This is a genomic window from Bacillus sp. AFS059628 (genome assembly GCF_002571225.1).
GTDB lineage: Bacteria > Bacillota > Bacilli > Bacillales > Bacillaceae_G > Bacillus_A.
On sequence record NZ_NVEC01000008.1, the window covers coordinates 201,309 to 211,722 of the forward strand.

Consider the following 10,414-nt stretch of genomic DNA (forward strand, 5'->3'; position numbering starts at 1 on the left):
ATCAACCGCCTCCTACGAAAGTTACAATCTCAATTTGGTCTCCATCAAAAACAGATGTATCTGTATGATCATCTTTTTGTAAAATATCTTTATTACGCTCTACTACAACAATTCTGTTATCTAACTCTAAATGTGTAAGTAGCTCAGCTACTGTTTTCACACTCTCTGGCACTTCAATTTGATTACCATTAATTTTTAAATTCAAACTTCCATCCCCTTTCTAAACTGTTTTAGAAAGCAATGATTCTAGCAAATGATTCTCCTGCTTTCCTTCTATTAAATCAGCCATATATTGACCAGAAACAGGACTTAATAAAATGCCGTTTCGATAATGGCCCGTGCAAGCATATAAACCTTTTATTTCTTCATGCTCTCCTATATAAGGAGCTTCATGATTTGATTGTGGTCTTAATCCTGCCCATGCACTTTCCCATTCCGCTTCTTTTAATGCTGGCAATATTGTGCACGCGCGCTCTAATATAGAAGTAATACTTTCTGGTTGCACAGTTTTATTGAACGTACGGGGCTTCATCGTTGCTCCAATTACATAACGCCCGCCGCGCTTTGGTGCAATGTAAAATCTTTCTTGGAAAATAGGCGCCTTTAAAAGTGGTTTTCTACTTCTGACCGCTACTACTTCTCCTTTAACTGGATATGTACCCCATTCGCGGTGAAAATAACCTAGTAACTTCGTGCTCCATGAGCCACCCGCAATAACAACTTTTTCGCATGTGATCATACCTTCGCTTGTCACAATTCCAGTCACTTTATTATTTTCAATACGGATATCAAATACTTCTGTTTGCTCATATATATCAGCACCCGAGAATGATGCGGAATGTGCAAATGCTTTCGTAAGCTCCGGTGCAATAACATGACCATCTTTTGGATAATATACAGCCCCTATAATTGAATCAGATAGATACGGCTCTTTCTCTCGCAAACGATCTCCCGCTAGAAAGTAAGAATCTTCACCGGTTTTCTGCTGCCAATCCATAATGTGAAGAATTCTTTCCTTCTCCTCTTCATTTTGAGCAATGCGATAAATCCCTTTCTCTTCATACCCAATATCAATGCCTGTTTTTTCACGTAAAACTTCTGCAAGTTGTGGAAATATAGCACGGCTTTCTCTAGCAAGGTCAAATAGCGGGTCATATTCATCCCATTCTGCCTGCACCCCAAGTAAACCAGCAGCTGCTTTCGAGGCTTCAGATGCAATCTGTTGCTTCTCTACAATCGCTACTTTATGGCCTCTTTCTGCTAGAAAATGTGCAACTGAACTACCAATTACACCACCGCCAATTATCGCTACATCATACTTCTTACACATGTTTTTCCGCCCACTTTCTTATTGATTCCTTATAAGATTTCGCTTTGCTATACGGGTTACTACTACTTATAATCCCAGACATAACAGCAATACCACTGACGCCGTTAGTAAGAACATCCCCAGTGTTTTCCGTGGTGATTCCTCCAATCGCTATAATCGGTATGGATAAACACTTTGCAATGTCTGAAATTTCTTCAAGCCCTCTCGCTGGCACACCTTTTTTACAATCTGTCGGAAATACATGACCATAGACAAGTGAATCCGCCCCATTCTTAAATGCATCGATCGCCTCTTCTAAAGAATGCACAGAATAACCGACATGCAAATAAGAAAACTTTTCTTTCACTGACCTTACATCTGCGCTTCGATATCCTAGCTGCACGCGCGGAATGTTTAATAAAATAGCAATATCAATTCGGTCATTTATCACTATTTTCGATGCTGGAAAGCCTTTCCTCAAAAGACTTTCCACACCTTCATACAATTCCTTCGTACTTTTCTCACGCTCACGAATATGCAAATAATCAATTTCACTTTCAATTTGCATCGCTACATTCACTAACTCTTCGAATGACATGTGACCATTTGAGATTACATGAAGCTCATTTTTCATATTCATTCGCCTACTTTAAAATGTTTTCGAATAAATCATCGGCCGGAACGATTTCTTTCGTCATTCCTTTATCTTTCAGCCATTTATTTTGTTTCTCCCATGATTCTTTTGAATCTGATAAAAATGGCTCATCTTTCGTTTCCATCTTCTCTAATAAAATTTTCATACTTTCTTTTTCAACTTCTGGTACAAGCGGGAAGTTTTCTTTTTCTTGATGATTTAATAAAATATTTAATGCTTCATCTGGATTTTTCTTCATGAAATCATAGCCTTTTTTCGTACCACGTAAGAAGGCTTGCAACGCTTCTTTATCTTTCTTCAACGTTTTATCACCTGTTACAAATACAAGCTCATGATAATTCGGTACACCATAGTCTGCTGGATTAAAGTATGCTGGCTCATGACCTTCATGACGCATAACAGGTACTTCATGGTTAATGTATGCCCCTGTTACCGCATCCACTTTTTTCGTAATTAATGCTGGTACTAAATCAAAGCCAACATCAACTACTTTCACTGTATCTGGATTACCACCAGCCTCTTTTACCATCGTTTTTAAATACATCTCACTTAAAGGTGTTCCAGAATATCCAACTGTTTTCCCCTCTAAATCTTTTGGAGATTGAATGCCTGCTGACTTCAGTGATACAACATGATTTAATGGTGAACGTACGACAGCCCCAATTGATTTCACAGGAATTTGTTCATTTGCTTTTGCCATGACAACATCTGGCTGATAATATAAACCAACCGTTACTTTTCCTGCAGCTGCTAAAGTTAATGGGTCAGTCGGATTAGAAGGGAATTTAATATTTACCTTTACTCCTTCTTCTTTAAAATAGCCTTTCTCAATTGCTGCATAAATAAAGCTATGTACCGCATTTGGGTACCAATCAAGCATGACCGTTATTTCCTTTTCTTTTTTACTCTTATCTGATGCTGAATTACTAGAACATCCAGCAATCATTGCAACTAGTAATGTAAACACAAAGATGCGTTTTAATAATTTCATGAATGCTTCCTCCAACTAATGAATTTCTTTTCTAATATCGAAATAAGTATGACGAAGAAAATAGCTAGTAATGATAACAATACAATGGGTGCAAATACACCTGCTCCGTCTAACTGCGTCATCATTCTTTTACTGAAATATCCTAACCCAGCTTGTGCACCGAGCCATTCGCCAATTGCTGCCCCAATTACACTAAGCGGAACTGCAATTTTTAAAGCTGAGAAAAAATAAGGAAGAGCAGACGGCAATTTTAATTTAAGAAAAACATCTTTTTTCGTTGCCCCGTACGTAACTAAAAGCTCTTCCCATTCTTTTTTCGTACTGCGTAGTCCATCATACGTATTGACCGCAATTGGGAAAAACGTAATTAAAACCGTAACAACGACTTTACTCCAAATCGTATATCCAAACCATAAAACGAAGAGCGGAGCAAGCGCTGTAATAGGAATCGTTTGTGAAGCCACTAATAATGGATAAAATGCTCTCTCCATCCAATTACTCGCGTTCATTAACATCGCTAGCCCTACCCCAAGTACGATAGAAATTGCTACACCTATTAAAACGACATATAATGTTGCCGGCAAATGAACCGTAAATAATATATCTTTTAGTTTCCATATCTTCATTACAATCGCAGACGGTGACGGTAAAATGTACATTTCATCTACAATTCTTGCGCCAATTTCCCACATGACAAGTAAAATACTAGAAAGTGTAAGCGCAGGTAATAACTCCTTCAACCGGTTCATCATACAAGTACCTGCCTTTGTAACATACTAAGAAGCTCATCTTTAAGTGCTAACACTTCAGGCTTATATAAATCTTTTCTTGTTCGATTACGATCAAGCGGTACAATCCTCTCGGTTAAAGTAGTTATCGGTTGCTGCTCAACTACTAAAATTCGATTAGAAAGAAACAATGCTTCTTCCACATCATGAGTGATAAACAAAATTGTTTTTTCCCACTCTTTCCATTGTTCAAACAACCATTCTTGCAAAGATGCCTTCGTTAAAGCATCCAACGCGCTAAACGGTTCATCTAACAGCAATATCTCCCCGCCTGTTAATAAAGTTCGAATAAAGGATACACGTTGTCTCATACCACCAGATAAATCTTTCGGATATTTTGTCTCGTACCCTTGTAAGCCAAATTTATGTAGCAGTTCCTTCGCTTTTATTTGTGCTTCTTTCTTCTGTACACCTTGGCACTCTAACGGCAGGGCAGCATTCTCAATAATCGTTCTCCACGGCAGGAGCATATCTTTTTGGGGCATATACCCTACAGGATGGCTCTTTGTTTCTGTCAGCTCTATCTGTCCCGTACTTGCTTCTTCTAAACCTGTAATAAGGCGAAATAAAGTACTTTTCCCGCATCCACTCGGTCCGATAATACTTACAAACTCTTTATCTTGTATAGAAGCATTTAATTCCTTGATGATTGGTTTCTCATCATAATGAAAAGAAACATTATGAAACTGTAGTATGTTCTTGCTCCTCAAATCCCCACATCTCCTTACGGTAGGACATATCCCAGAATAAATATTCAAATCGACTGGAATATAGGAAAATCTCCTCTAATCGATCTAGCTCTTTTTCAGACTTTCCAACTGCCATTTCATTTAATAAATCGATTAACCAAACACAAAGGTTGCCATATTCTTCAGAACTATAGCCTTGAATCCACTCACCAAAGAACTCATGATCCCTTGCTCCAGGAATATCATTTAAACGCTTTCCAATTTCCCAGTAGCTCCACATACATGGCAGAAGTGCTGCTATTAATTCCGCAAGTGTGCCATTTTGAGATACAGACATCATGTAATTTGTATAAGCTAAATTTTTAGCAGATGGTTTTGCAGACTCTATCTCCTCTATAGAAATCCCAAGTCTTTTTGCATATTGTTTATGAATTGTCATTTCTCCATTTAATATCCCATCAATTTGTTCAGCAAATTTCCCCATTACTTGTGGATTCGTTGCCTTTACAACACCGATGGCATATAGCTTTGCATAATCTAACAAATATAAATAATCTTGAATAATGTAATACTGAAACTTATCTTTTTCTAACGTGCCATCGCCCATACCTACAACAAATGGATGATTATGACTCATCTCCCAAACTGGTTGTACAGTTTCTAATAATCTATCGCAAAATTTCATTTCCCTATCCCCTTCCGGTATGTGTATATAAATAAAAAACCACTTCTAAATAAGAAGTGGTTACAGCAAATAAAATTATAATTTATTCGTTGTTCCACTTCCCTTCGCTAGTATTACCTAGATCAGGTGTTATAAGGGTTAAGGATTATTCCTCTCTCAGCACAACAAGCACCCCTAGTGGTTTCAATATGAAATTTTTAAACAAAAAAGCCCCGTTTCTATACGCAAAGAAACGGGGACTTATTATTAATGTCCGAATTGCTTCCCTACGCTAGCATAATCTAGATCAGGTAATAAAAAGGATCAAAGACTTAAGGTCTTACTCTCAGCTGGCAACACCAGCTCTCCTAGCAAACTATAAAATTATCACTGTCAGTATAACACCGTAATAAGACATCATCAACTGTTTTAATTTTCTCAATTGTCAACAAAATACCAAAGCCATATAATACTTATATTCTATCTTAGAAATTATTATCCTAATGAATTGGATAAAAAGGAATCATTATCCTCAAAAAATTTATTTTTATATTGATTTCATATTACATTTATGTGAATAAACCCACTATATTATATCTTTATACTATAATAAAATTACAACTATACAACTAGAGGAGGTCTCTATTATATGAATATGAAAGCTACTGCTTTAACAGCAACTACTGTCGCAATTGCTTCTTTACTTCCTTCTATGGGAGAAACAAATGTACAAACAGCCAACGCTGAACAATTATCTAATGGGAAAACTGGATATGTAAAAGTTGATCAAGTAGCCTTACATACAAAAGATAACGCAAATAGCTCATCAATTGATACAATTCGCTTTAATACGAAAGTGAACATACTTGGAACAACTAATGGTTGGTATAAAGTATCTGTTAATAATAAAGTAGGTTACGTACAAAAAGATTCTATTCTACTAAAAAACAAACTTCAATCTAATAATCAATATATCGTTAATGCCAATGCATTAAACGTTCGTTCTGAACCTAATTTAGAATCTTCAATTTTAGATGTATTACCAAATGGGAAATTCGTTACCATTGAAGAAGAACAAGGCGAGTGGTATAAAATTTTACATAATGGCAAAACAGGTTATGTACAAAAAGCATTCGTTTCTAATGGTTCACAGGCTTTAGTGAAAGGCATCACAGTTCAAAATAATACGAAATACACAGTTGCAACACCTAAACTTAATGTACGTAGCAATGCTAGTACAAGTAGTGCACTACTTGGTTCATTACAAAATGGTACACAATTACAAGTAGTAGAAACTGTAGGAACTTGGTATAAAATTCGTTTTGGCACAGGATACGGATATGTCGCAAAACATTATGTGGTGCAAAACCAAACGCAATCACAAGCTCAAACAGCTCAACCTACTTCCATTCCAGCAGTTTTCAAATTCCCTACACAAGGAAAAATTAGCTCAACCTTTGATATGCGCTGGGAACAAATGCATTATGGTATAGATATTGCAGCTCCAGGTAACGTCTCTATCCAAGCGGCGGCGGCAGGTAAAGTTGTGAAATCATATTATTCAGCTAGCTATGGCAATGTTGTGTTCATCGCCCATCAAATAAATGGGAAATTATATACAACGGTCTATGCTCACATGAAAGATCGCACTGTACAAGCTGGTGATCAAGTACAAGCTGGACAATTAGTAGGTCATATGGGAAACACAGGTCATTCATACGGGCAACATCTTCATTTTGAATTACACAATGGAGAATGGAATTTTGAAAAAACAAATGCAGTAAACCCACTGCCATATTTAGTTAGGTAAATTGTATGCCACGCAATATCAATATACCTCTCTTAATTGAATACTTAGCCTTTTTAGGTTTAATCTGTTGTTTAATCATTTACAATACAAATACTGTATTTTTATCTATTATCATTGCTTTTGTTGCTTTAGAAATTATGATGGAATCTTTTCAAGTTCAACTAAAACAAAAAATTGCCCATATTTATAATACCATCTTTCTATTAAGTGCCCTAATAGCAAATATTATTAGTAATGGTTTTTATTTATCTACCGTATTTCCTGTATTTTTTATGGCTGTTTTATTATTCATAGCTAGATACATTCATGTTCCTAATAACAAAAAACACGAACAAGACGCTTAGAAAGAGGAGACACTGTGTATCAATCTTTCAAAGATAATCTGCTAAAATATATATTGAATTTATACAAAAAAACAAATACCTTTTTTGGTATACAAGGAAGCTATACGGCACAATTTCTCCTTTATGGAATGTTATTTCTCGTCTTAATTACATTCTCCTTGCTTTACTAATAAAAAAAGGATCTCACAATTGAGATCCTTTTTAATTTATATAGAAAATGCTCTTTATCCGCAAGCATATTTTTCATAAATAAAGCTAAGATTATATTTTTTCTCTAAGCTCATTCTTTGTTCATCATCACACCAATAGAACAGAATGTCATGAATCGTTGCATAACGCTTATTTTTAAGAAACAGTTTAAAGAATGATGGTAAACAATCATGTAATTGTATAAATATATAATTGCGTAATATTTCTTCTTTATATTCAATGCCCTTACAAATATACAATAATTCTTCACAATAATACGCATGTTGTGGAACTTGAATCATTTCGAAAAATGGCACATATGATAATAGTTTTCCTATGAAATGATCATATCGATCCATTATTCCTATCGTCATGTGCTCCATCATATCTTTCATTACATATAAATAATCATCAACATGAGTAGTCTTGAGTGGATCTAATCGATCTGAAATTTGAGAAAGAACAGCTCTTTGACACGCTAACACCGCTTGACTAGGTCCATAGTACGATAGGAAGTCTGTACACTTACGATATTTTCGTAATAAGTCATGTGTATATAAGTCATATACAAAAGTATTACAATACATTGCTAGACTCATCATATCACTATTTAATTGCTCTTTTGATAGAGATTTAGCTCTCTTACACATATAAAAGAATGTAAATTCTAATACTTCTTTATGGGATAATAGATGTTTACAGTCCGTTATACATTTCTCATTAAATTTAACTCTATCCCAAATTTCTACATCCTCATCAGTTAATTCACCAATACGATATTTAATAATTAAATAGTTTAAAGCAACCGCTTGTGTCAAAAGATCCCACGTTTCATATTCCAATGAAGTGTGAACAAACTCAGCTAGGCCTTGATTTACCATAAAAGTATTCGCTTCTTCATACCAGCCAATCTCTTGGCATAAACGAAGAATACGTACTAAAGTTGGAATTTCATCTTTATGAAACTGTGGTAAATTTTTTGCTTTATCCATTCCATATACGATAAATGCCGCTAAATTTTCTTCTTTATAAAATTCTTTTTCTTTCCACACTAATATAGTTCTTTCTTTCCCTTCACCTTTTGGATGACAAGGTACAAGTAAAGAAAATAATTCAGCGAAATTATTTGGTTCTATATATGTATCTGTAACCAAATTCCAATTTGGATCGCGCTGTATAGCCCTCATATAATTCCCCTTCCCTTTTGTCTACATAGGAAATATTAATCCATTATTACATCATTAATAATAAATATTGTTATATTCGAAATCCCTCATAATACTTATATCTATCAGTATATCATTTTTTCTCTTATTTAAAATTAGGAATGACAAATTTAAATAAACTGTTGAAATTGCTAACTGTATACTTATTATATAATGGCTCAGATACATCATGCTAACATATTAGCTTAACCCTATATACTAGAATAATGTATCTGATTTTTATACGTAACATATTCCACTAATTAAAGTCTCACTTCATTCCGTATGCTCTGATATTTCACTTAAAGCAAATCCCGCTTGATTATCTGCCGATTCTTTTATAGCTAAATCTCCTAGCGCTAACATCCCAACGAGTTGACCACTCTCAACTACTGGCAATCGTCTAATTTGATACTGTGCCATTAACTCTGTAGCTTTTTCAATAGGATCATCTGGAGAAACTGAAACAATGTTTGTTGTCATTACATTTGTAATTTTATTAGATCCAGGATGTTTTTCAGCAATTCCTCGAACAACTAAATCTCGATCCGTAACAAGACCAACAACTTGCTCATTTTCAACAACCGGAATCAATCCAATCGATTCTTCTTTCATCTTTACAGCGGCTTCATATACATTATCTAACGGTGTACACTGTACAATATGAGTGCTCATCAAGTCTCTCACTCGTGTCATTTGTATCTCCTCCTTTTTATACATACCATAGTTTTTCCTAAATCCCTTTATTTATTTCAGGAAAATCAGTTGCTAAAGGAGAATGAACGCACAATAAAAAAGAGTCAGCAATATGCTGACTCTTTTTTTATGACCCGTACGGGATTCGAACCCGTGTTACCGCCGTGAAAGGGCGGTGTCTTAACCACTTGACCAACGGGCCATGGCTCCGCAGGTAGGACTCGAACCTACGACCGATCGGTTAACAGCCGATAGCTCTACCACTGAGCTACTGCGGAATAATATATATGGTGGGCCTAAATGGACTCGAACCATCGACCTCACGCTTATCAGGCGTGCGCTCTAACCAGCTGAGCTATAGGCCCATATACTTTACAGGGGCAGTAGGAATCGAACCCACACTGGAGGTTTTGGAGACCTCAGTTCTACCTTTAAACTATGCCCCTAAAGGATGCCGACTAGAGGACTTGAACCCCCAACCTACTGATTACAAGTCAGTTGCTCTACCAATTGAGCTAAGTCGGCATAAAAAAATGGTGGCTCGGGACGGAATCGAACCGCCGACACGAGGATTTTCAGTCCTCTGCTCTACCGACTGAGCTACCGAGCCAACATAAATGGCGGTCCCGACCGGGNNNNTGCTCCACCCCGCGATGATAAAATATTTACTTTAGAAAAAATGGAGGAGGTAGAGGGATTCGAACCCCCGCGCGACTCTCGCCGCCTGTCGGTTTTCAAGACCGATCCCTTCAGCCGAACTTGGGTATACCTCCGAGATATAAACCTTTAGTGGTGGACCTTGTAGGACTCGAACCTACGACCGGACGGTTATGAGCCGTCTGCTCTAACCAGCTGAGCTAAAGGTCCTTTATGGTAGCGGCGGAGGGGATCGAACCCCCGACCTCACGGGTATGAACCGTACGCTCTAGCCAGCTGAGCTACACCGCCATAAATGATATTGAAATAAGTGGAGCCTAGCGGGATCGAACCGCTGACCTCCTGCGTGCAAGGCAGGCGCTCTCCCAGCTGAGCTAAGGCCCCATGTTTTTGGGAATATCGGGAAGACAGGATTTG

Annotated in this window: 11 protein-coding genes, 10 tRNA genes and 2 riboswitches; of the genes, 2 read left to right on the forward strand and 19 right to left on the reverse strand. The window is 36.7% G+C overall.

All coding sequences use genetic code 11. The features are described from left to right. Position 1: 1 nt before the first annotated feature. Genes thiS through tenA form a run of 7 tightly spaced genes read right to left on the reverse strand, consistent with a single transcriptional unit; the run spans position 2 to position 5,117 of the window. A complete protein-coding gene (thiS, locus tag COL05_RS05795) occupies positions 2-205 on the reverse strand; it encodes a sulfur carrier protein ThiS (protein WP_001049505.1) in 204 nt (67 codons plus the stop codon). A 15-nt stretch (positions 206-220) separates the two neighbouring features. Further along, positions 221-1,330, reverse strand: a complete 1,110-nt coding sequence (thiO, locus tag COL05_RS05800; RefSeq protein WP_098667909.1) for a glycine oxidase ThiO — start codon at positions 1,328-1,330, stop codon at positions 221-223. Next, on the reverse strand, positions 1,323-1,943 hold the full coding sequence (gene tenI / locus COL05_RS05805) for a thiazole tautomerase TenI (RefSeq protein WP_098667910.1): 621 nt from the start codon (positions 1,941-1,943) through the stop codon (positions 1,323-1,325). Before tenI ends, thiO begins: the two co-directional genes overlap by 8 nt. A 10-nt stretch (positions 1,944-1,953) precedes the next feature. Next, positions 1,954-2,955 (reverse strand): ABC transporter substrate-binding protein, encoded by a 1,002-nt coding sequence (locus tag COL05_RS05810; RefSeq protein ID WP_098667911.1) that lies wholly within the window; start codon positions 2,953-2,955, stop codon positions 1,954-1,956. After that, a complete protein-coding gene (locus COL05_RS05815) occupies positions 2,952-3,704 on the reverse strand; it encodes an ABC transporter permease (RefSeq protein WP_098667923.1) in 753 nt (250 codons plus the stop codon). The genes COL05_RS05810 and COL05_RS05815 overlap by 4 nt, the downstream gene beginning before the upstream one ends. Beyond that, positions 3,704-4,453 (reverse strand): ABC transporter ATP-binding protein, encoded by a 750-nt coding sequence (locus tag COL05_RS05820; protein ID WP_098667912.1) that lies wholly within the window; start codon positions 4,451-4,453, stop codon positions 3,704-3,706. The genes COL05_RS05815 and COL05_RS05820 overlap by 1 nt, the downstream gene beginning before the upstream one ends. Further along, on the reverse strand, positions 4,422-5,117 hold the full coding sequence (gene tenA / locus COL05_RS05825; RefSeq protein ID WP_000666831.1) for a thiaminase II: 696 nt from the start codon (positions 5,115-5,117) through the stop codon (positions 4,422-4,424). Before tenA ends, COL05_RS05820 begins: the two co-directional genes overlap by 32 nt. Positions 5,118-5,199: 82 nt before the next feature. After that, a riboswitch (TPP riboswitch) is annotated at positions 5,200-5,303 on the reverse strand. A 60-nt stretch (positions 5,304-5,363) separates the two neighbouring features. Continuing rightward, positions 5,364-5,476, reverse strand: a riboswitch (TPP riboswitch). Between the two features lie 269 nt (positions 5,477-5,745). On the opposite strand from tenA, the gene COL05_RS05830 reads away from it, so the two are divergent. Both COL05_RS05830 and COL05_RS05835 read left to right on the forward strand, forming a co-directional pair. After that, positions 5,746-6,906 (forward strand): SH3 domain-containing protein, encoded by a 1,161-nt coding sequence (locus COL05_RS05830; RefSeq protein WP_098667913.1) that lies wholly within the window; start codon positions 5,746-5,748, stop codon positions 6,904-6,906. A 5-nt stretch (positions 6,907-6,911) separates the two neighbouring features. Next, a complete protein-coding gene (locus COL05_RS05835; RefSeq protein ID WP_098667914.1) occupies positions 6,912-7,250 on the forward strand; it encodes a hypothetical protein in 339 nt (112 codons plus the stop codon). A gap of 224 nt (positions 7,251-7,474) precedes the next feature. Here the strand turns inward: COL05_RS05835 and COL05_RS05845 are convergent, their stop codons facing one another. The 12 genes from COL05_RS05845 to COL05_RS05900 form a co-directional block, all read right to left on the reverse strand. Next, a complete protein-coding gene (locus COL05_RS05845; RefSeq protein ID WP_098667916.1) occupies positions 7,475-8,626 on the reverse strand; it encodes a DUF3965 domain-containing protein in 1,152 nt (383 codons plus the stop codon). Between the two features lie 294 nt (positions 8,627-8,920). Next, a complete protein-coding gene (locus tag COL05_RS05850) occupies positions 8,921-9,340 on the reverse strand; it encodes a CBS domain-containing protein (protein ID WP_098667917.1) in 420 nt (139 codons plus the stop codon). A gap of 130 nt (positions 9,341-9,470) precedes the next feature. Then, positions 9,471-9,542 (reverse strand) — tRNA-Glu (locus tag COL05_RS05855). A 1-nt stretch (position 9,543) separates the two neighbouring features. After that, a tRNA-Asn gene (locus COL05_RS05860) sits at positions 9,544-9,618 on the reverse strand. 10 nt (positions 9,619-9,628) lie between these two features. Further along, positions 9,629-9,705, reverse strand: a tRNA-Ile gene (locus tag COL05_RS05865). 10 nt (positions 9,706-9,715) lie between these two features. Beyond that, positions 9,716-9,786 (reverse strand) — tRNA-Trp (locus tag COL05_RS05870). A gap of 6 nt (positions 9,787-9,792) precedes the next feature. Next, positions 9,793-9,865: transfer RNA gene (locus COL05_RS05875), tRNA-Thr, on the reverse strand. A 9-nt stretch (positions 9,866-9,874) separates the two neighbouring features. After that, positions 9,875-9,950 (reverse strand) — tRNA-Phe (locus tag COL05_RS05880). 70 nt (positions 9,951-10,020) lie between these two features. Then, positions 10,021-10,113, reverse strand: a tRNA-Ser gene (locus COL05_RS05885). Positions 10,114-10,130: 17 nt separating this feature from the next. Further along, positions 10,131-10,207, reverse strand: a tRNA-Ile gene (locus COL05_RS05890). 4 nt (positions 10,208-10,211) lie between these two features. After that, positions 10,212-10,288: transfer RNA gene (locus tag COL05_RS05895), tRNA-Met, on the reverse strand. Between the two features lie 20 nt (positions 10,289-10,308). Continuing rightward, positions 10,309-10,381 (reverse strand) — tRNA-Ala (locus COL05_RS05900). Between the last annotated feature and the right edge of the window lie 33 nt (positions 10,382-10,414).

What these genes read in the sequence shown, in the direction of transcription:
- thiO (WP_098667909.1), bottom strand. Translation starts at nt 1,330, where the DNA reads ATGTGTAAGAAGTATGATGTAGCGATAATTGGCGGTGGTGTAATTGGT.
- tenI (WP_098667910.1), bottom strand. Translation starts at nt 1,943, where the DNA reads ATGAAAAATGAGCTTCATGTAATCTCAAATGGTCACATGTCATTCGAA.
- COL05_RS05810 (WP_098667911.1), bottom strand. Translation starts at nt 2,955, where the DNA reads ATGAAATTATTAAAACGCATCTTTGTGTTTACATTACTAGTTGCAATG.
- COL05_RS05815 (WP_098667923.1), bottom strand. Translation starts at nt 3,704, where the DNA reads ATGAACCGGTTGAAGGAGTTATTACCTGCGCTTACACTTTCTAGTATT.
- tenA (WP_000666831.1), bottom strand. Translation starts at nt 5,117, where the DNA reads ATGAAATTTTGCGATAGATTATTAGAAACTGTACAACCAGTTTGGGAG.
- COL05_RS05830 (WP_098667913.1), top strand. Translation starts at nt 5,746, where the DNA reads ATGAATATGAAAGCTACTGCTTTAACAGCAACTACTGTCGCAATTGCT.
- COL05_RS05835 (WP_098667914.1), top strand. Translation starts at nt 6,912, where the DNA reads ATGCCACGCAATATCAATATACCTCTCTTAATTGAATACTTAGCCTTT.
- COL05_RS05845 (WP_098667916.1), bottom strand. Translation starts at nt 8,626, where the DNA reads ATGAGGGCTATACAGCGCGATCCAAATTGGAATTTGGTTACAGATACA.
- COL05_RS05850 (WP_098667917.1), bottom strand. Translation starts at nt 9,340, where the DNA reads ATGACACGAGTGAGAGACTTGATGAGCACTCATATTGTACAGTGTACA.